At 38.6% G+C, this 19,347-nt stretch carries 19 protein-coding genes and 2 pseudogenes; 8 read left to right on the top strand and 13 right to left on the bottom strand.

Annotated elements, in window-relative coordinates:
• Positions 1-82: 82 nt before the first annotated feature.
• From sucD to KCTC52924_RS15375, 7 genes are read right to left on the bottom strand one after another with little or no spacing between them, the layout of a single operon-like run.
• Complete coding sequence (gene sucD / locus KCTC52924_RS15405; RefSeq protein ID WP_251805654.1) at positions 83-955, bottom strand: succinate--CoA ligase subunit alpha; 873 nt, start codon at positions 953-955, stop codon at positions 83-85.
• 52 nt (positions 956-1,007) lie between these two features.
• Positions 1,008-1,961 (bottom strand): UDP-3-O-(3-hydroxymyristoyl)glucosamine N-acyltransferase, encoded by a 954-nt coding sequence (locus KCTC52924_RS15400; RefSeq protein WP_251805653.1) that lies wholly within the window; start codon positions 1,959-1,961, stop codon positions 1,008-1,010.
• 51 nt (positions 1,962-2,012) lie between these two features.
• A complete protein-coding gene (gene efp, locus KCTC52924_RS15395) occupies positions 2,013-2,576 on the bottom strand; it encodes an elongation factor P (RefSeq protein ID WP_251805652.1) in 564 nt (187 codons plus the stop codon).
• 6 nt (positions 2,577-2,582) lie between these two features.
• Positions 2,583-3,368 (bottom strand): acyl-ACP--UDP-N-acetylglucosamine O-acyltransferase, encoded by a 786-nt coding sequence (gene lpxA, locus KCTC52924_RS15390; protein WP_251805651.1) that lies wholly within the window; start codon positions 3,366-3,368, stop codon positions 2,583-2,585.
• A gap of 3 nt (positions 3,369-3,371) precedes the next feature.
• Positions 3,372-4,772, bottom strand: a complete 1,401-nt coding sequence (locus KCTC52924_RS15385; RefSeq protein WP_251805650.1) for a bifunctional UDP-3-O-[3-hydroxymyristoyl] N-acetylglucosamine deacetylase/3-hydroxyacyl-ACP dehydratase — start codon at positions 4,770-4,772, stop codon at positions 3,372-3,374.
• 2 nt (positions 4,773-4,774) lie between these two features.
• Entirely contained in the window at positions 4,775-5,791 is a 1,017-nt protein-coding gene (gene lpxD, locus KCTC52924_RS15380; protein ID WP_251805649.1) for a UDP-3-O-(3-hydroxymyristoyl)glucosamine N-acyltransferase, read from the bottom strand.
• Between the two features lie 23 nt (positions 5,792-5,814).
• Positions 5,815-7,044, bottom strand: a complete 1,230-nt coding sequence (locus KCTC52924_RS15375; protein WP_251805648.1) for an HD domain-containing protein — start codon at positions 7,042-7,044, stop codon at positions 5,815-5,817.
• 30 nt (positions 7,045-7,074) lie between these two features.
• On the opposite strand from KCTC52924_RS15375, the pseudogene KCTC52924_RS15370 reads away from it, so the two are divergent.
• From KCTC52924_RS15370 to KCTC52924_RS15350, 5 genes and pseudogenes are all read left to right on the top strand, one after another.
• Positions 7,075-8,620, top strand: a pseudogene (locus tag KCTC52924_RS15370) (PglZ domain-containing protein).
• Between the two features lie 14 nt (positions 8,621-8,634).
• Positions 8,635-9,060 (top strand): tRNA (adenosine(37)-N6)-threonylcarbamoyltransferase complex ATPase subunit type 1 TsaE, encoded by a 426-nt coding sequence (gene tsaE / locus KCTC52924_RS15365; RefSeq protein ID WP_251805646.1) that lies wholly within the window; start codon positions 8,635-8,637, stop codon positions 9,058-9,060.
• 512 nt (positions 9,061-9,572) lie between these two features.
• Positions 9,573-10,133: a hypothetical protein gene (locus tag KCTC52924_RS15360; protein ID WP_251805644.1), complete on the top strand. Its 561-nt coding sequence runs from the start codon at positions 9,573-9,575 to the stop codon at positions 10,131-10,133.
• 58 nt (positions 10,134-10,191) lie between these two features.
• Positions 10,192-11,391, top strand: coding sequence for an alanine dehydrogenase (locus KCTC52924_RS15355; RefSeq protein WP_251805643.1), 1,200 nt, complete (start codon positions 10,192-10,194; stop codon positions 11,389-11,391).
• 3 nt (positions 11,392-11,394) lie between these two features.
• Positions 11,395-11,775: a DUF4258 domain-containing protein gene (locus KCTC52924_RS15350; RefSeq protein WP_251805642.1), complete on the top strand. Its 381-nt coding sequence runs from the start codon at positions 11,395-11,397 to the stop codon at positions 11,773-11,775.
• Between the two features lie 112 nt (positions 11,776-11,887).
• Here the strand turns inward: KCTC52924_RS15350 and KCTC52924_RS15345 are convergent, their stop codons facing one another.
• Positions 11,888-13,054, bottom strand: a complete 1,167-nt coding sequence (locus tag KCTC52924_RS15345) for a proline dehydrogenase family protein (protein WP_251805641.1) — start codon at positions 13,052-13,054, stop codon at positions 11,888-11,890.
• A gap of 93 nt (positions 13,055-13,147) precedes the next feature.
• Between KCTC52924_RS15345 and aroB the strand changes: the two genes are divergently transcribed.
• Complete coding sequence (aroB, locus tag KCTC52924_RS15340) at positions 13,148-14,209, top strand: 3-dehydroquinate synthase (protein WP_251805640.1); 1,062 nt, start codon at positions 13,148-13,150, stop codon at positions 14,207-14,209.
• 191 nt (positions 14,210-14,400) lie between these two features.
• Here aroB and KCTC52924_RS15335 read toward each other — a convergent pair.
• The 4 genes and pseudogenes from KCTC52924_RS15335 to KCTC52924_RS15320 form a co-directional block, all read right to left on the bottom strand.
• Positions 14,401-14,664, bottom strand: a pseudogene (locus tag KCTC52924_RS15335) (DinB family protein); the annotation flags it as partial.
• Positions 14,665-14,751: 87 nt separating this feature from the next.
• Complete coding sequence (locus KCTC52924_RS15330) at positions 14,752-14,928, bottom strand: hypothetical protein (RefSeq protein WP_251805639.1); 177 nt, start codon at positions 14,926-14,928, stop codon at positions 14,752-14,754.
• Positions 14,929-15,072: 144 nt separating this feature from the next.
• Positions 15,073-15,552, bottom strand: a complete 480-nt coding sequence (locus tag KCTC52924_RS15325; RefSeq protein WP_370671479.1) for an Lrp/AsnC family transcriptional regulator — start codon at positions 15,550-15,552, stop codon at positions 15,073-15,075.
• 111 nt (positions 15,553-15,663) lie between these two features.
• On the bottom strand, positions 15,664-16,767 hold the full coding sequence (locus KCTC52924_RS15320) for a M14 metallopeptidase family protein (protein WP_251805638.1): 1,104 nt from the start codon (positions 16,765-16,767) through the stop codon (positions 15,664-15,666).
• Positions 16,768-17,063: 296 nt separating this feature from the next.
• On the opposite strand from KCTC52924_RS15320, the gene KCTC52924_RS15315 reads away from it, so the two are divergent.
• Together KCTC52924_RS15315 and KCTC52924_RS15310 are read left to right on the top strand one after the other, a co-directional pair.
• The gene (locus tag KCTC52924_RS15315) at positions 17,064-17,438 is read left to right on the top strand and encodes a helix-turn-helix transcriptional regulator (RefSeq protein ID WP_251805637.1); all 375 of its coding nucleotides are present in this window, start codon (positions 17,064-17,066) and stop codon (positions 17,436-17,438) included.
• A gap of 156 nt (positions 17,439-17,594) precedes the next feature.
• The gene (locus KCTC52924_RS15310) at positions 17,595-17,975 is read left to right on the top strand and encodes a DNA topoisomerase IV (RefSeq protein WP_251805636.1); all 381 of its coding nucleotides are present in this window, start codon (positions 17,595-17,597) and stop codon (positions 17,973-17,975) included.
• A gap of 390 nt (positions 17,976-18,365) precedes the next feature.
• Here KCTC52924_RS15310 and KCTC52924_RS15305 read toward each other — a convergent pair whose 3' ends face one another.
• Positions 18,366-19,322, bottom strand: a complete 957-nt coding sequence (locus tag KCTC52924_RS15305) for a sterol desaturase family protein (RefSeq protein WP_251805635.1) — start codon at positions 19,320-19,322, stop codon at positions 18,366-18,368.
• Between the last annotated feature and the right edge of the window lie 25 nt (positions 19,323-19,347).

Here is a 19,347-nt window from a genome sequence, read left to right as displayed (position 1 = left end):
AAAAAATTCCGTTTATCCTGACGCTTCCAAAGGACATTGGAATATGACAGCACAAACGGAATTAAATATGATTAAACAATGGTTATCCCATTACTTCTTTAACTTTTAAGCCTATCTCAGCGGGAGAATCTACTACGTGAATACCACATTCTCTCATGATCTTCTTTTTGGCCTGTGCAGTATCGTCGCTTCCTCCAACAATAGCTCCTGCGTGACCCATAGTTCTTCCTGCAGGTGCAGTTTCACCGGCAATAAAACCTACTATAGGCTTCTTACTGCCACTGGCTTTGTACCATTTTGCGGCATCAGCCTCTAATTGACCACCAATTTCACCGATCATAACGACACATTCCGTTTCTGGATCGTTGATCAATAATTCTACAGCTTCCTTGGTAGTGGTACCAATTATTGGATCCCCACCAATTCCGATTGCCGTAGTTATACCAAGTCCTTGGCGTACTACCTGATCCGCGGCCTCATAGGTCAAGGTCCCTGATTTGGACACAATACCTACATTTCCTTTTTTAAATACAAATCCAGGCATAATTCCCACCTTGGCCTCCCCTGGAGTAATTACTCCTGGACAGTTGGGACCTACCAAACGGCAATCCATGTGTTTAATATAATCATATGCCTTAACCATATCGGCAATAGGTATCCCTTCGGTAATAGTAATTATAACTTTTATACCAGCGCTGGCCGCTTCCATAATGGCATCAGCTGCAAAAGCGGGCGGTACAAATATAATGGTAGTATCTGCCCCAACCTTTTCTACGGCTTCCTCCACGGTGTTGAACACAGGTCTACCCAAATGTTCTTGACCACCTTTGCCCGGGGTTACACCTCCTACAACATTGGTACCATATTCAATCATTTGTTCGGCATGAAATGTACCTTCACTGCCTGTAAAACCCTGAACAATAATTTTGGAATCCTTGTTTACTAAAACACTCATTATATTATTGGTTTATTTGATTAGAGCAAAAATATAGATTTGAAAAGATATTCTAAACTATTCCTTTGCTTATTTCTTTTTCTAATTTTTTTGAAATGGACGGAATCTGCTTTACATATGCCAATTGCTTTAATTTTTCCCTAGCTTCCTCTGCTGGACTACCAAAATAGGTCTTGCCACCTTCCAAGGATTTAGAAACCCCAGTCTGTGCCCATATAATCGCTTTCTTGCCAATGGTTATCGCGCTGGTTACCCCAACCTGACCCCACAAGGTTACTTCGTCCTCAATGATGACACATCCTGCAATCCCAGTTTGGGAAGCGATCAAGCAATTTTCCCCAATAACCGTATCGTGCCCAACATGCACCTGATTGTCCAATTTGGTCCCTTTTTTGATCAAAGTGTCCCCCGTTACCCCTTTATCCAAGGTGCAAAGGGCACCGATATCCACATTATCCTGGATAACGACTCTTCCGCCGGACAACAATTTATCATAGCCATCTGCCCTTCTTTTATAATAGAAGGCATCCGATCCCAAAACAGTCCCTGCATGAATCACTACATTATCTCCTATAATACAATCGTCATAAATAGAAACATTGGAGTGGATTAGGCAATTATCGCCAATCACCACATTATTTCCAATAAAACAATTGGGTTGTATCACTGTATTATGTCCAATTACCGCAGTATTGGAAATGGTACTATTTGCCTTTTCAAAGGGCTTGAAAAACTGTGTTAAAACATTAAAATCCTTGAAGGGATCCTGAGAAATTAATAGTGCCTTTCCCGGTGGACAGTCTACCATTTTATTGATTAGGATCACTGAAGCTTTGGAATTCAATGCCTTTTCATAATACTTGGGATGATCTACAAAAACGATTTCTCCATTTTGAACCACATGGATCTCATTCATTCCCAGTACTGGAAAATCATCCATCCCTACATATTCAGTATTGATTATGGTGGCAATTTGTTTTAAGGTATATGGGGACGGAAATCTCATAAGTCTTGTGTTGTTTATCCGATTGGAAATTTTAGGTGTTACGTAAGAAAATTACTTAACACGTTCCATATAAGCACCTTTCTCCGTGTCGATCTTAATTTTATCGCCCTCATTGATGAATAGTGGCACATTAACAGTAGCCCCTGTTTCCACTGTAGCAGGCTTAGTGGCATTAGTGGCAGTATTCCCCTTTACTCCCGGCTCGGTATATGTAATCTCTAAAATAACACTTGCAGGCATATCCACTGACAAGGGCATACTATCTTCAGTATTGAACAGAATGGTAACAACTTCACCTTCCTTTAAAAGATTGGGTGCGTCCAAAGCACTTTCCTGAAGAGTAATCTGATTGTAATCGTCCGTATTCATAAAATGATACGTTTCCCCTTCTGCATAGAGAAATTGATATGATCTTGTCTCCACCCGCACGTCTTCCAATTTATGGCCGGCGCTAAACGTATTTTCTAAGACCCTACCTGTACTTACACTTCTAAGCTTTGTCCTAACAAAAGCGGGGCCCTTCCCCGGTTTCACATGGAGAAATTCAATTATTTTATAAATGTCGTTGTTGTACCTGATGCACAATCCTTTTCTTATATCCGATGTAGATGCCATATAGTTCTAATTTGTACTTACATATCCTTTCATAATTCCTCGTTGCGAATCCCGTATAAACTGTAGGATCTCATCCCTTTCCGGGGTAGCTTCCATTTCAGCCTCTATAATTTGAACTGCTTGGGAATTGTTATAGTTTTTTTGATATAATATCCGATAAATGTTTTGTATCTCCCTAATCTTGTCTGATGAAAATCCGCGTCTTCTTAAACCCACAGAGTTTATACCTACGTAGGAAAGAGGCTCTCTGGCCGCCTTTACAAATGGCGGAACATCCTTTCTCACCAATGACCCTCCGGTAACAAAGGCATGGTTTCCAATGGAAACAAATTGGTGTACCGCTACTAATCCGGCAAGGATTACATCGTTCCCGATACTCACATGTCCTGCAAGGGTAGAATTATTGGAGAAAATGCAATTATCTCCAACAAGACAATCATGGGCTACATGGCAGTAGGCCATAATAAGGCAATTATTGCCGATAACCGTTTTCATGCGATCCGAGGTGCCTTTGTGGATTGTAGCACACTCCCTAATGGTAGTGTTATTCCCAATTACAACTGTAGTTTCCTCCCCGTCGTACTTTAAGTCCTGTGGAGGAGCGGAAATAACAGCTCCGGGAAATATGTTACAATTCTTCCCGATTCTTGCGCCGTCCATAATGGTGACATTAGATCCTATCCACGTTCCTTCTCCAATAATTACATTATTGTGGATCGTGGTAAACGGATCTACCACAACATTTTTGGCAATTTTGGCGCCAGGGTGTATATAAGCCAGTGGTTGATTCATTCCTTATTTCTTTTTAACTATTTGCGCCATCATTTCTGCTTCGCAGACTAGTCTATTGTTGGCATAGGCATAAGCCTGCATATGACATATTCCTCTACGGATAGGCGATATTAAACTGCAATGAAAAATTAACGTATCTCCAGGCAATACTTTTTGTTTAAATTTCACATTATCTATCTTCATAAAGAAGGTGAGATAATTTTCTGGGTCTGGAACAGTACTCAAGACCAATACCCCTCCTGTTTGCGCCATGGCTTCAACTTGAAGAACTCCAGGCATTACCGGGGCTCCAGGGAAATGCCCTACGAAAAACTGCTCGTTCATGGTAACGTTTTTCATTCCCACAACGTGCTGATCGGAGAGCTCCAATATTCTATCGATCAATAAGAATGGCGGCCTATGGGGCAACATATCCATTATCTTATGGATGTCCATTAAAGGAGGTAGACTTAAGTCGTACTGAGGAACATAGTTCCTTTTTTCCGTCTTTATTATTTTAGATAGTTTTTTAGCGAACTGTGTATTAACGAAATGCCCAGGTTTGTTTGCGATAACCTTACCCCTGATCCTTGTTCCCGTCAACGCTAGGTCTCCTATAACATCTAACAGTTTATGTCTTGCCGCTTCATTGGGATGGTGCAGCGTTAAATTATCCAAGATACCGTTAGGCTTAATGGACAATTTCTTTTTATTAAACGATTTTTCTAATTTCTTCATAGTGGCCTCGGAAATTTCCTTGTCCACATACACAATTGCATTGTTTAGATCTCCCCCTTTGATTAGGCCATGATCTAAAAGCATTTCCAGCTCATGTAAAAAACTAAACGTCCTCGCATCCGCGATTTCCGTTTTAAAATCCTTTAGATTTTCTAAGGTGGCGTTTTGTGTCCCAAGGACTTTTGTGCCGAAGTCTACCATGGTGGTCACCTGATAGGTGTCTGAAGGAATTATGGTGATTTCACTTCCCGTAGCTTCATCCTTATAAGAGATAACATCTTTAACAATGTATTCTTTCCTAGCTGCTTCTTGTTCCACAATGCCTGCGCTTTCCAAAGCCTCGACAAAGAATTTGGAGGATCCGTCCATAATAGGAGGCTCCGGGGCGTCTAGCTCTATAAGTACATTATCGATTTCCAAGCCAACCAAGGCAGCAAGGACATGTTCCGAAGTCTGAATTTTAACACCTCGTTTTTCCAGATTGGTACCTCTTTGCGTATTTACCACGTAATTGGCGTCTGCCTCTATAAGTGGCTCCCCTTCCAAGTCTACACGTTTAAAAGCATACCCGTAATTTTCTGGAGCAGGTACAAATTTTAATGTAACATTTTGCCCTGTATGCAAACCAACACCCTGAAGCGTTACTTCCTTTGCAATTGTCCGTTGTTTAGTTTCTATTTTACCCACCGTCAATGTTTTTTTTCAATAACTTCTATTCGACTTATAATTTTCGGCAAATTCTTAAAATGCACGTAGGACTTATTGAAATCCCCATAACTCAATGCTGGTGACCCCTGTAAGGTTTCATTATCACTAACATTTCTTCCAATACCGGATTGGGCCTGAATTTTCACGTTGTCCCCTATGGTAATATGTCCTACTATACCTACTTGCCCACCAATCTTGCAATACTTCCCGATCTTTGTTGACCCTGCAATTCCTGTTTGGGCTGCAATAACGGTATGCTCTCCAATTTCCACATTATGTGCAATCTGAATCTGATTGTCCAATTTCACACCTTTTCTTAGGATAGTAGATCCTAAAGTCGCTCTATCTATTGTGGTACCTGCGCCCACCTCTACATTATCCTCTAGAATGACGTTACCGGTTTGCGGCACTTTTACGTACTCCCCATTTTGATCGGGTGTAAATCCAAAACCATCCGCTCCAATGACTACCCCACTGTGAACCACACAATTTTTCCCTATAATGGTTTCCGAATAGACCTTACCTCCAGCAAATATCACTACATTATCGTCCAACACCACATTATCCCCAACATATACATTAGGGTAAATTTTAACGTTGTTTCCAATTTTCACATTACTGCCCACATAAGCAAAGGCTCCTAAATAAAAATCCTCACCATAGGTAGCGGTCTCCGATAAAAATACCGGATTCTCAATTCCTACTTTATTATTTTTCACCTGATTGTAGTATTCCAATAATTTGGAAAATGAAGTATACGGATCGTCTACTTTGATCAAGGTAGTGGTTAATTTGTGTTCTGGCACAAATCCCCTGTTCACTATTGTCACCGATGCTTTGGTAGTATATATATGTGAAGTGTACTTCGGATTGGCAAGAAATGTCAACGCTCCTACTTCCCCCTCTTCGATCTTGGACAACTTATGAACAGCAATTTCTGGATCACCTTCAACATCTCCCTCCAATAAACCTGCGATTTGGCTAGCTGTAAATATCATGGGCACAAAAGTAAGTAAAATAGTTAAATAGCCACTTTAGGATAACATATATAATATTTTACAACCATTTTTGAAAGTGCTTTCAAATACTGTTGATCGGAAGCTTTGGCTACATCCGTTATTTTTCCGTTAGACCGCAATATGCCTATATGCTGGTATTCCGCGTTATAGGCCTGATTATGGGTTTCTCCCGAAAATACAAAATATGCCGTCTCCTCGTCCGTTAGGCTATGCTCATTTTTAAATTTAGAAAAATGTTTTTTTAATTTCAATTCATCTATAGGCCTATTCTTTAACTTAATATGGAGTAAGCGACGGTTGATGACCATTTTACACAATCTGGAAAGCACAAAATCGTCCTGGTCCTGCCAATCTTTAATGGCATACATAATATCCACATCGTCCAATTTAGCAAATTGGTCCAAGACATCCTGATTAAAATTTTCCTTGGAAATCTTATTGTCCATAAAAAATCGCAAGGCACTGCTACAGGGTAGTTCTTTCCCAGCTAACAACAACTCTTTGGCCCTTTTTAATATCCGGATCAACAACTGCTCTCCCACCAATCCAGTTTTATGCAAATACACTTGCCAATACATAAACCGTCTGGCCATTAGAAATTTTTCAACGGAATAAATCCCTTTTTCCTCCACTACCAATTCCCCGTCAAACACATTTAGCATGGACAATAATCTCTCCGAATTGATATTCCCTTCGGCTACTCCAGTGTAAAAACTGTCTCTTTTTAAATAATCCATCCGGTCCATATCTAATTGGCTGGACACTAATTGATTTAGGAATTTTCTAGGGTATTGACCCTTGAAAATCGCAATGGCAATTGATAATTTTCCTTTGTATTTCCTGTTGAGCTGTTCCATAAACATCAGGGAAATATATTCGTGGCTTATTCCTTCCACAATAGAATGTTCCATGGCATGAGAAAACGGCCCATGACCTATATCGTGCAAAAGAATGGCACACAATAGTCCCTCTTCCTCATCCTTACTAATCTCTATTCCTTTAAATTTCAATATTTGGATGGACTGCTGCATTAAATGCATACTGCCCAAAGCATGGGGGAAACGGGTATGGTTAGCTCCTGGATAAACCAGATGGGAAAGTCCCATTTGAGAAATTCTCCGGAGTCGCTGAAAACATGGCTCTGCTATCAGATTAAAAATAAGTGCGCTGGGTATTCCAATAAATCCGTAAATTGGATCATTGAAAATTTTAAGTTTCTTAGATTTGATCAATATCACAATACTTTTACGCCAGCAAATATAATGAACAAGATAACAATACTTTGGGTAGATGATGAAATAGATTTGTTAAAACCACATATTCTTTTTTTAGAAAACAAAAACTATGCTGTCATAAGCTGTTTAAGTGGTCGGGAGGCTTTGGAAGAATTAAAAGAAAAACATGTAGATATTGTTTTCTTAGATGAAAATATGCCCGGAATATCGGGACTAGAAACTTTGAATGAGATAAAGGCGACTCACAGTTCCCTTCCTGTGGTAATGATTACAAAAAGTGAGGAAGAACTGATTATGGAAGAGGCCATTGGCTCCAAAATTGCAGATTATTTAATTAAGCCAGTAAATCCCAATCAAATTCTTTTGTCCCTAAAAAAGAACTTGGACCATTCCCGTCTGATTTCGGAAAGGACCACGGCAAACTATCAACAAGAGTTTCGTAAGATAGCCACGGATCTCAGTATGGTAGATAGCTGGGAAGAATGGGCTGAACTATATAAAAAGCTGATTTATTGGGAGTTGCGATTGGAGGGAATAGAGGACTCTGGTATGTTTGAAATTCTAGAATCTCAAAAAACAGAGGCCAACAGACATTTTGGGAAATTTATTGACAACAATTACGCCAGTTGGTTCCATGATAAGGAGGCACCGGTAATGTCGCACACTCTATTTGGACAGTTAATTAAACCAGAATTAAAGGACCGCAAAACTTTGTTGGTGGTTATAGACAATTTAAGATATGATCAATGGTTGACCTTTGAGGACACCTTAAATGCTTATTATAGGAAGCGCAAGGAGATCCCTTATTTTAGTATTCTACCTACAGCTACCCAATACGCAAGAAACTCCATATTTTCTGGGCTTACCCCGTTAGATATGGAAAAAAAAACACCCCCAATGGTGGAAAAATGACATAGAAGAGGGCGGCAAGAACCTTTACGAAGCCGAATTTTTTGAATCCCAACTGAAGCGTTCGGGACTCGATCTAAAATGGGAATACCATAAAATTAGCAGCTTAAAGCAAGGCAAGCATTTAGCTCAGAACTTTAGATCTCAAAAAGACAATGACCTAACGGTTATCGTATATAATTTTGTGGATATGCTCTCCCATTCCAAAACCGAAATGGACGTTGTAAAAGAGCTTGCCGCCAATGACAAAGCGTATAGATCCCTAACGTTGAGTTGGTTTAAAAACTCACCTTTATTAGATATCATTCAACAAGCACAGGTGATGGGGCTAAAGCTAATTCTAACCACAGACCATGGCACAATTAATGTTAAACAACCATCAAAAGTTATAGGCGACAAGGAAACCAGCCTCAATTTACGCTACAAGACCGGAAAAAGCCTCACCTATGAGGAAAAGGACGTGTTGGAGGCGAAAGATCCAAAGAAAATATATTTACCAAGTATCAATGTTAGCAGTTCTTTTATCTTTGCGAAAAACGACTTGTTCTTTGCCTATCCCAATAACTACAACCATTACGTTAGTTACTATCGAAATACCTACCAGCATGGAGGAATTTCATTGGAGGAGATGATCATTCCGTTTGTGGTATTAGAACCTAAATAGTATAGATTGTTGACATGAGTAATACATATACCCAAGCACAAATCCATGACGCTGTACAACACATCCTTAATGAGTCTCACTCAAAAATATTGTGTTTTCATGGCGATATGGGTGCAGGAAAAACTACCTTAATCAAGGCTCTTGTAAAGGAGCTGGGAGGCGGAAATGTAAGTAGTAGTCCCACCTTTGGGATAGTTAACGAATATTATTATCAGAATGAGGAACTATTGGGATATCACTTTGATTTCTACAGATTAGAGGATGAGACCGAAGCCCTAGATATAGGTTTGGAAGATTATTTGTATTCCAACACTTGGGTATTTATGGAGTGGCCAGAAAAGATCCCTTCTTTAATACCTTCCAATGCTACCCATATCTACATTAGTATAATTGATGAAAAAACTCGAAGCCTGGTTCTTTCCCAAAACCCACTGCAGTAAAAGGTTGTATTAGCTACAAATAAAAGTACGGATTTTAGGTGTAATTTATAGTCACAAGATTTTGTAATCCACTGAAATACAAAGGATATACTCTTTTTAGCAAGGTTTTTCTATTAAAATTTATAAATTTAATGACGCAATACAAACTATGTAGTCTTTTATTCCTACATTAGCTAATATCAACCATTTACGAAACTTTAAATTTACAATAGGATGCAATTCAAAAACATTTTTCGCACCATAACTATGGTAGCTTGTTTGACTTTATTCGCGACCTCCTGTACTCCCAGCGATACTGCGGAAGAGGATAAATTGTTTGAACAAAACATAGACAAAACAAGAATTAAAGTTCCCCCAACGGGAATTGACAAAACGAGGATTAAGGTTCCCCCAAACGGATAATAATCACTATTAAAAACAACGAAAATAAAAATAAATGGCTCTTGGCATACTAGGAGCCATTTATTTTGGTTAATATAAGAACTAAAAACACTCCAATTTCTAATATTACAATGCCAAATAAGAGTACTGATCCGAAATCTGAACCTAAAAAACAAAAATCAAAAAGTATTTTGATAGGCAGCATAGTGGCCAGTCTTATTGCTATTACCCCATACCTATTCTACACCTACAACTACTTTCCCGATAAAGCAATTTATGAAGGGGCTTTGTTCACCTATGAAAGTAAGTACAACCTCAGTATTTATATTACTATGTGGCTTTTAATGGGGAAGCTAATTCCCTTGTTTTTGTTAACACTATGGTTCTTCACTTGTAAACATTGGTGGTACCATATAATACTTATTCCCATGAGTATGTTTGCATTTCAAATTTTTGGAGCAATTGCAGCAGATACCAAAGTCATGGATGAAGTAGAGATTTATTGGATCTTACCCATAATGACCTTAATAGTTCCCTTTGTTTATTTCATACGGATTAGGCTGTTTGACAAACATGTTTTGGGAATTGACCTAGAGGCTATGGACCTAGAATTGAAGGCGTATAAAGAAAAAGATTTTACAGAAAATCAAAGTCTGGAAAAAGACGAATTAAAAAAAGAAAAAATATCGTAATTTTGGACTTGTTGCGTTTCGATGTATTTCGGCGCCTACCAAGACAGAATTACTACCTATGAACCAACATTCCTCGCCGTTTAGCCGGCAGCAACTGCTTCCCCAAGAAGAAACTTTGGAAATTCTTAAACAAAAAGGAGAACTTTTTATTGGAATTCCCAAAGAAAACCAATATCAGGAAAAACGTATTTGCTTAACACCCGATGCTGTAAATGCCATTACAGCCAATGGACACAGGGTTCTTATAGAATCTGGAGCAGGTATTGGGGCCAATTACCTAGACATTGAATACACCAATGCCGGAGCGGAAATTACAAGGGATACCAAAAGGGTCTTCGGTTGTCCTATTATATTAAAAGTAGAGCCCCCTACTATAAAGGAAATTCAGCAGATTAATCCCCAATCCACCGTTATTTCTGCATTGCAGATCAAAACTCAAAACAAGAAATATTTTGAGGAATTGGCAAAAAAACGAATTACGGCTATTGCCTTCGAATATATCAGGGACGAGGAGGGTAAGTATCCTGCTGTACGATCTTTAAGTGAGATTGCAGGAATTTCCTCCGTCTTAATCGCTTCTGAAATAATGGCAGCCACCAATAAGGGAAATGGATTAATGTTCGGGAATATTAGTGGGGTACCTCCAGTGGAAGTAGTCATTATTGGCGCAGGTACCGTTGGTGAATTCGCGGCGAGATCAGCACTGGGATTGGGTGCCAATATAAAGATTTTTGACAACTCTATTAGCAAATTACGCAGCATACAGACCAACCTTAGGCAAACGGTCTACACCTCTACCATACAACCTAAGAACCTATTAAAGGCGTTAAAGCGATGTGATGTAGCAATAGGAGCCACACGCGGTAAAGACCGATCACCGGTAGTTGTATCTAATACTATGGTGGAGCATATGAAAAAAGGTGCTGTAATTATAGATGTTAGTATAGATATGGGCGGCTGTTTTGAATCTAGCGAAGTAACCACTCACGATAATCCAATTATTGTAAAAAATGGGGTACTGCATTACGGGGTGCCAAACATTCCCTCCCGTTACCCTAAAACGGCCTCTATTTCCATCAGTAATATTTTCACCCCCTATCTCCTAAAGATTGGAGAGGACGGAGGATTTGAAAATGCGCTGCGATATGACAGAGGGTTGCGAAGCGGGTTGTATCTTTACCACGGTATATTGACCAATAAATCGGTTGGGGAATGGTTCGACCTCTCCTACAGCGATATTAATTTTCTTATTTTTTAATTTATGGCATTTTTGAAACGCTTAGGCTTTTACTTGATAGGCCTATCTATTGGCATCGTATTTTTAACCGTATTCTTTAAGAAAAAAACGGAGCAAACGGGTACGGAATTTTGCTATTTCCCCAACTGTAGGACCTTAAAGGACATACGATCCAAGGAATTGACCTATTCCGAGGCCATAAATACCTTGTTGGAAGAAAAAAAATTGGACAGTATGGATATTGCCAATTTTTTAAAAAATGGAGATGTCGATTTTAAAAATAGTGATACTAAATCCGTCCCCTGTAGAACCTATCTGATAGAAGCCCCTATAAACAATAAAAAAGCAGTATTAAGAGTCAGCAATTGTCCCAAAAAAAGCATTTTAGAAGATGTACGCTTTTAACAGCTCAAAAAAAAAAGCACTTTTTAGATATAGGAAGGGAAAGCGCTTTTAAATTTCTTGAAACCATCTTTCCCCTAAGTGAATTCTTCGGGTATCTGTAAATCTAATCGTTCTAAATTTTCCTTCTTTTTCGTTCCTTTTTCAACAGGGTGAGCTCCCTACTGGTCTGCCCTGCTACAGAGGTATTCTCTTCAGCCCTTCTAATTAGGTAGGGCATCACATCCTTTACCGGCCCGAAGGGAAGATATTTTGCTACATTATAGCCTTTTTCCGAAAGATTAAAGGAGATATGGTCGCTCATACCATACAACTGACCAAACCAGACTCTGGGGTCGTTTATCGCAATGCCCTTGGTATCCATTTGCTCCATAAGCTGGTAGCAGCTATTTTCGTTATGGGTACCCGAAAAGAGGGAGATTTCATCTATATTATCTAACATATAGGCAACCACCTTGTCAAAATTCTCATCGGTAGCCTTTTTGGAGGGACAAATTGGTGTAGGATATTCATTTTCCGCTGCCCTATCGTTTTCCTTTTCCATATAGGCACCCCTGACCACCTTCATACCGATGACGAAATTTTCCCGTTTGGCGTCCTCATGAAGTTTTTTAAGGTAATCCAAACGGTCCCACCTATAGGTTTGCAAAGTATTAAAAACAATGGCCTTCTCTTTATTATATTTACGCATCATTGTTTCTATTAATTGGTCTGCTGCGTCTTGCATCCAACTTTCCTCGGCATCAATTAACAAGGAAACATCCAAGTCATAAGCCTTTTTACATACTTGGTTAAATCTATTGACCACACGTAGCCACTCCTCCTCCTCCAAAGGGGTCAATTTTTTACCCTCCGAAATTTTTTGATATAGAATGAATCGCCCAAATCCTGTTGGTTTAAAAACAGCAAATGGAATTGCTTCTTTTTCTTTTACAAAATCCAGCGTTTTTAAAGTTTTTTCAAAGCAGTAATCCAGTTGATTCTCCACCTGTTGTCCTTCTACGGAATAATCCAAAATAGTACTTACTCCCTTCTCGTACATTTTATCGGCTACCGAAAGACAATCCTCCTCATTTACTCCCCCACAAAAATGGTCAAAAACTGTGGCTCTAATTAACCGCTCTACAGGTAAATTGGCCTTTAGGGCAAAATTGGTTACTGCAGTACCAATCCTGACCAAGGGTTCATTAGCTATTAATTTGAACAGAAAATATGCCCTCTCCAATTCTGAGTCCGTTTTTAACGCAAAAGCCGTTGCAGTATCCTCAAAAATATCCCTCATTTCTATCAATTTATTAAGGATCCAAATATAAGTACAGATTTTGTATTCGTATCATAATAAATAGTCTTTATTTTGCCCTAAATTTTTGCTGTTATGAATTCCATTATCACTCCTACTTACGCCGTACATTTTAACGAAAAAGGCTATGAAACTTTAAATAAGCATCTCGACAAAAGTAACTATTCGAAAATATTTATTCTAGTAGATGAAAATACCCACAATGATTGCCTTCCCAGTTTTATGGGAAATATTGAGGGGGATTATGATTTTGAGATCATAGAAATAGAAGCTGGAGAAATAAATAAGAATATCGGTACCTGCACACAGGTTTGGGAAGTTTTATCGGAATTGGATGCAGATAGGAAGAGTGCAATGATCAATCTAGGCGGTGGTGTGGTAACCGATTTAGGGGGATTTGTAGCCTCTTGCTTTAAAAGAGGGATAGATTTCATCAACATCCCCACTACTCTATTAGCAATGGTAGACGCCTCTGTTGGCGGAAAGACAGGAGTTGACCTTGGGCCTTTAAAAAACCAGATCGGCGTTATAAATCAACCACAGATGGTAGTGGTAGTACCCGAATTCCTAAATACCTTAAACGAACGACAACTTCAGAGCGGATTTGCCGAAATGCTGAAACACGGCTTAATAAGGGATGTGAAATATTGGAATACCCTAAAGAAGGTCACCAGTTTTGATGATATAAGCACACTTATCTATACTTCGGTCTCCATAAAAAATGCAGTGGTGGTTCAGGACCCCACCGAGCAACACCTCAGGAAAATATTAAACTACGGCCACACTTTGGGTCATGCAGTTGAATCTTATTTTCTGGAAAGTCAGGATCACGAACTATTGCTCCACGGGGAAGCCATTGCCGTAGGAATGATATTGGAAGGCTATCTTTCCCATAAATTAACCGGACTACCCAAAGCTGAATTGGAAGACATTAAAATGACCTTTTTAAATAGGTATAAGAAAGTGACTTTTGCAAAATCCGATATCGACGCCATTCTCTCTTTGTTGAAGTTTGACAAGAAAAATTCCCATGGGAATATCAATTTCGTGCTGTTGAAAGGAATTGGAGACCCAGCCATAGATGTTAAGGTGCCGTCAAATTTAATGTTGGAAGCTTTTGAATACTACGCAGAATAGCGATAAAAGCCCCTTAAATCAGTCCCTTTGCAAATGCTCACAAGCAAAAGGACTACTATATTTTAATTTAAGCAACATAACTATTGCCCACTGTGCAATAGGAAATCATCGGGAAATAAAGCTGCCAAAAAGAATTTAAATTGCCTGAAAATGACTCCTCAATCACTGGAATGCCGAGGCGAAATTTCATGTTATAAATAAGGGGCTAGATATCTATCTGCAATAATATTTTGATGGTGTTTTTGATGCCCACAAATTACAAAACCAAGAGTACCCACAGTCCACTCCAAATTACTGGCCGTACCGTTCCTTGTCAGCATCTCATCATCCAAATCCTTGAATAGGAAAATAGTTGCATCTCTAACTACAATAAATTCATCTACCAGACTAGATCGAGATCTGGAATTTGCTTTTGCCTGTAAAACATAAAAATCTTGATCAAATCCAGGAAGAGAAGTTTGGTCCCCGCGTAAAAATCACAATGCCCTGTATTGAAAAACCCTTTCAACGTTTATTATGTGCAAAATAATATCCACCAAACTCTATTTATCCTCCGCATAGGCATAGGAGAAACGATCTAACGATATCTCATTAACAAATTTCTCAAATTCTGTTTTCCCTTGCACTAAAAAATGATTGAGTTCTCCATTCTCCAAACAGGACAGATACGTTCCATAAAATTGTTGGAAATCTCCTTTTGGGAGCTCAGATGTTTTCATTAAGATAAATTTTCTTCCTAAAAGGTAATGAATATTTTCTTGAAATATAATACGCTAACCCACCTAGCCCCAACTCTATAAAAATGGAATAAAAAAATCCCAAACAAAAATTGAATGGGATTATAAGACAATAAGGCAACACATTTACAGCTCGTTAAAGATGGTATGCATTAATCGTTTCTTATCGTTTATACTTTCTTCCAAGGAAATCATTGTCTCCGTTCTGCTAATCCCATCGATATCATCTATTTTAAAAATGATGTTTTTAGCATGATTGGTATCCTTTGCCCTAATCTTACAAAAGATATTGAATTTACCGGTGGTGATATGGGCCACGGTAACGTTCGGAATCTGGTTTAATCTTTCTAGGACAAATTTGGTCTGATGTGTTTTTTCAAGAAAAATTCCCACATAAGCAATAAAAGAGTATCCTAACTTTACATAATCAAGCGTCAATGATGACCCCCGTATTATTCCAGCTTCCTCCATCTTTTTTACACGCACGTGCACGGTTCCTGCAGAAATAAGTAGTTTTTTTGCAATATCCGTAAAGGGGGTTCTGGTGTTATCTATTAACATATCCAAAATTTGGTGGTCTATTTCGTCTAATTTTACTTTACTCATCAGTATTTAATTTAAATGCAAAAATAACAAAATATCGAATTAAATGTAATAGAAGTGTCATTTTTATATGAAATGCGTAACAATTATGTGAAATAAAAAAAATATTCCATTTTATTTTAAGAGATTTAAGAGATTTGCTGTGTTTCGAATGGTCTCTAAATCCTTAATATCTAAGCAATTATATGTTTTGTGGCCATAAAATTGACTCAAATCCCCTATTATCTCCAAATTTGCCGCAAATTCTATTTTGTTTCCAACCAATGTTTCTACAAATAAAATACCTGCGCAATCTCCAGTCTGATAAGTGGAATTTACTTGGTCTATATTTTGTATGATTACGTCATAAAACAATTTATTGTTTTCTGGGATTTCAAAATAAGGAGTCAAAGTATTGGCCTCTATTTTATTCTTGGTTATTACACCAATAGCTTCCATCAGGGCGATAAATATATAGTATCGGGTTTGCTCTCGGTCGTAATCATTCGGATAATGTCCAGCCTCAAAAAGTAGGGTCGGCGTATTCAGCATCTGAAAGGCATCCCCAACGCAATTACTATTAAACCCATCATCATACCTACCCACCTGACCGGGAATCAACTTTTGTAATGCATTGTTCATAGCAACAATCAACTTCATAGCAATCCCTCTATTATCCGAAATACTCCTTTCGGGATCATTGGCAGGCGCCAAGAACGAAACTGTGGCTGGTTTGGCCGTGTTCCCTACGTTAAAAATAGTACGCTGATCATGTAGATTAAAACAATAATCTGGCTTAAAATCATCATATACCTCACGAAGAACTACACTTTCTGGCTGGGTTCTCTCTTGAGCGTCCCTATTTAAATCTACCAAATTCGCGTTAACTCTAGTATAGGCCAATGCGCCATCTGGATTTAATATTGGAATAACTTTTATAGTGCAGGCTTCCAAGATTTCGGCGGCAAGATCTGAACCTTCCTTCAAAAAATTAACCAAATCCAAAACCGCCTTTGTGGTGGTAGATTCGTTCCCGTGCATTTGCGACCACATTAGAATTCGTGTATTCCCCGATCCCAAACTAAGCGATTTAATAGTCCGACCTTCAACAGATTTCCCCCTTATAGATACAGGAAAAATAGGAGATACCGATTCTAAATATGGGTCTATATCCTGATTAGTGACAAGCCTCCCCTTGATTGAATTTACCTTAACAGCCTTATAATTATAGTCAAACATCTACTATCTGTATTACATATTGAACCACAAATATACTTTCAATTTAATTTACATTTGTAACTCACATGTTTACTTTTGTAAACATATTCAACCCTAATCATCCCTGTGAATTCGATTTTTAGCCAAAGATCTTAAGGTCTACATATCAAATATCTATTGTTTACATATATAATATTTATATTCAATACAATACATGTCATTATGTAAACTATTACTTCCATTATTTCTACTGCTTATCAGAAATTAAAATCGTTTTGTAATTTAAATTTCATTATTTTTGAGCCAATTAATTTACAATGCTAAACAACCCCGACTTTATAAAAAGAATGGATAGGATTCTTAAGTTTTACGACTTATCCGCATCTACCTTTGCCGATAAAATTGGAGTACAGCGATCAAGTATCTCCCATCTTTTATCAGGTAGAAACAAGCCAAGTTTAGAATTCGTGATGAAGGTTACAGCCTCCTTTCCCGAAGTGGATCTTCATTGGCTCATATACGGAAAAGGCAGCTTTCCCCATAAACCAAAAAACCCCACTCCCCCTCAAACCCAAATCACCAAACCCAACCTAGCGGAGGCCGATAAAAATCCTTTATCCAGTTCCAAGGAAATCGATAAAATAATAATCTTCTATTCCGACGGCAGCTTTAAGGCGTATACGGAAAAGTAAAAATCACCCCACTACACTAAAGGCCATTACCAGATTTGGACCATAGCACAGCTCACCCGGCCTCAATGCTTTCTTTAAGCCGAAGAATCCCTAGATTAAAGTTTAATTATGCTATTTTTGCAGCATTCTAAATGACAAATTCCTTTATTTCATATCATGATTAATAAAACTACTCTTGGCCTTGTAATCCTCCTGTTAACTGCAACAGCGTGCTATGAACCAGAACGCAATTGCACCGATTTTAAGAATGGTAAATTTTCCTTTACCGCAGAAATAGATGGGGTAGAACACACCACCATCTTTGAAAGAAACGATTCTATTGAAATTGATTACTTTGAAGGCAAAGTAGACAGCTCATCAGTTAGGTGGATCAACGACTGCGAGTACATTGTAAAAAAATTAAACCCCAAGAACATGGCGGAGGAGAAGTCTATCCACATGAAAATCCTAGCTACCACAAAAGAATCCTACACCTTTGAATACAGAGTAGTCGGAAGCCCAAATAGATCGGTAGGGACTGCAATAAAAGTAGAGTAACAAAGCAGTTACACCTGTACACACCAGTAACTTGAACCTTTGTAACCATACAGGCCAATTCCAAAAGCATAGCCAAATAGTATTATCACAAAATCAGAGGCGCCACAGCCTTTTTGATGGCAGTTGAGCACAATGCCACTCGCCAGCCTTAAAGATTCAGGAAATGCAGTGAAATTGACTTATCCTGGCATATTCAAACCAACCTACAGATCCTATTACAGCGATTTATTGGCACATGAACCCCTTCAAACTCCTTAAAGCTTCTACTCCCAGACCCAATACCACCAAAAGTCAATTGCACGTTTACCGCCTTACAGCTATAAACGCCATGTCAGGCCATAAAAAAACCCATCTAAAAGACGGGTTTTTATTTTATATCATTAAGATCAATTAACTAGGCCTACTTAAGGCGGCATTGGAATTCAACCGCTTTTCCTCCTCAAACAAACGCTGCAGCTGCTTTACAGTCAAGGTACTTCCGTCTGGACTCCATCCTGGGCGTCCAAAAATATATTTAAGGGTGTGGGAGAATTTTTTGGACTTTTTCACGTCGTTATAAATATCCTTAAACTCATGGGTAAGGATAACAATGGGATTATGAGAATCGGGAGCATGTGTAACACCATATTTTACATCAATACTATCATCCAGTTCTTTCCAGGTTCCGAATATTTTATCGAATATATTTAAAAACCCACCGTGGTTCTTATCCAAATACTCCAGATTCTGCGCATGGTGCACTTGGTGCATGGTATGGGTGTTGAAAATCTTTTCTAAAAATCCTAATTTAGGCACATATACTGTGTGCAGCTGAAATTGCCATAACGCCTCAATTCCCAGACACACTACAACCATTTCTGGTGGAAAACCAAGTGCTGGCATCCACATATAAAAAAATGGCTTATAGAGGATAGTGAACCATCCGTTTCGGACTGCTGTACCCAAGTTAAAATTATCCGAGGAATGGTGGACTATATGCGCCGCCCACAAAATACGCACCTCATGATTGGCTCTATGAAACCAGTAGTACGTAAAATCGTCCGCCAACTGACATAACAACCAGATATACCAAACATAGCCAAAAGAAGCATACCCAAGTATATTGGTCCTTACCCCATCGGTAATTGGATTAAACAATTCATAGGTAAACTCGAAAATAACAATAGCAGAAACAACCTTGATTAGTGGAGCTATTATCGCTGAACCCACACCCATAAAACCACTTGCTGCTAAATCTTTCCAATTGTACAACTTATCGTCACCATGCGTTTTACTATAAGTCAGTTCAAGTAATATAAATGCGATAAAACAGGGCACTCCATAGATCAGGGGGTTGGTAAAATCCATATATAATTCAATTTATTGTAAAGAT

It is taken from the genome of Arenibacter antarcticus (genome assembly GCF_041320605.1).
In the GTDB taxonomy this organism is placed as follows: Bacteria; Bacteroidota; Bacteroidia; order Flavobacteriales; family Flavobacteriaceae; genus Arenibacter; species Arenibacter antarcticus.
This window is presented reverse-complemented; position numbering and strand designations above follow the sequence as displayed.

What these genes read in the sequence shown, in the direction of transcription:
- KCTC52924_RS15350 (WP_251805642.1), top strand. Translation starts at nt 11,395, where the DNA reads ATGGCATTTTTGAAACGCTTAGGCTTTTACTTGATAGGCCTATCTATT.
- sucD (WP_251805654.1), bottom strand. Translation starts at nt 955, where the DNA reads ATGAGTGTTTTAGTAAACAAGGATTCCAAAATTATTGTTCAGGGTTTT.
- KCTC52924_RS15315 (WP_251805637.1), top strand. Translation starts at nt 17,064, where the DNA reads ATGCTAAACAACCCCGACTTTATAAAAAGAATGGATAGGATTCTTAAG.
- KCTC52924_RS15320 (WP_251805638.1), bottom strand. Translation starts at nt 16,767, where the DNA reads ATGTTTGACTATAATTATAAGGCTGTTAAGGTAAATTCAATCAAGGGG.
- tsaE (WP_251805646.1), top strand. Translation starts at nt 8,635, where the DNA reads ATGAGTAATACATATACCCAAGCACAAATCCATGACGCTGTACAACAC.
- lpxD (WP_251805649.1), bottom strand. Translation starts at nt 5,791, where the DNA reads ATGATATTTACAGCTAGCCAAATCGCAGGTTTATTGGAGGGAGATGTT.
- KCTC52924_RS15325 (WP_370671479.1), bottom strand. Translation starts at nt 15,552, where the DNA reads ATGAGTAAAGTAAAATTAGACGAAATAGACCACCAAATTTTGGATATG.
- lpxA (WP_251805651.1), bottom strand. Translation starts at nt 3,368, where the DNA reads ATGAATCAACCACTGGCTTATATACACCCTGGCGCCAAAATTGCCAAA.
- KCTC52924_RS15360 (WP_251805644.1), top strand. Translation starts at nt 9,573, where the DNA reads ATGCCAAATAAGAGTACTGATCCGAAATCTGAACCTAAAAAACAAAAA.
- aroB (WP_251805640.1), top strand. Translation starts at nt 13,148, where the DNA reads ATGAATTCCATTATCACTCCTACTTACGCCGTACATTTTAACGAAAAA.
- efp (WP_251805652.1), bottom strand. Translation starts at nt 2,576, where the DNA reads ATGGCATCTACATCGGATATAAGAAAAGGATTGTGCATCAGGTACAAC.
- KCTC52924_RS15305 (WP_251805635.1), bottom strand. Translation starts at nt 19,322, where the DNA reads ATGGATTTTACCAACCCCCTGATCTATGGAGTGCCCTGTTTTATCGCA.
- KCTC52924_RS15310 (WP_251805636.1), top strand. Translation starts at nt 17,595, where the DNA reads ATGATTAATAAAACTACTCTTGGCCTTGTAATCCTCCTGTTAACTGCA.
- KCTC52924_RS15330 (WP_251805639.1), bottom strand. Translation starts at nt 14,928, where the DNA reads ATGAAAACATCTGAGCTCCCAAAAGGAGATTTCCAACAATTTTATGGA.
- KCTC52924_RS15355 (WP_251805643.1), top strand. Translation starts at nt 10,192, where the DNA reads ATGAACCAACATTCCTCGCCGTTTAGCCGGCAGCAACTGCTTCCCCAA.
- KCTC52924_RS15345 (WP_251805641.1), bottom strand. Translation starts at nt 13,054, where the DNA reads ATGAGGGATATTTTTGAGGATACTGCAACGGCTTTTGCGTTAAAAACG.
- KCTC52924_RS15400 (WP_251805653.1), bottom strand. Translation starts at nt 1,961, where the DNA reads ATGAGATTTCCGTCCCCATATACCTTAAAACAAATTGCCACCATAATC.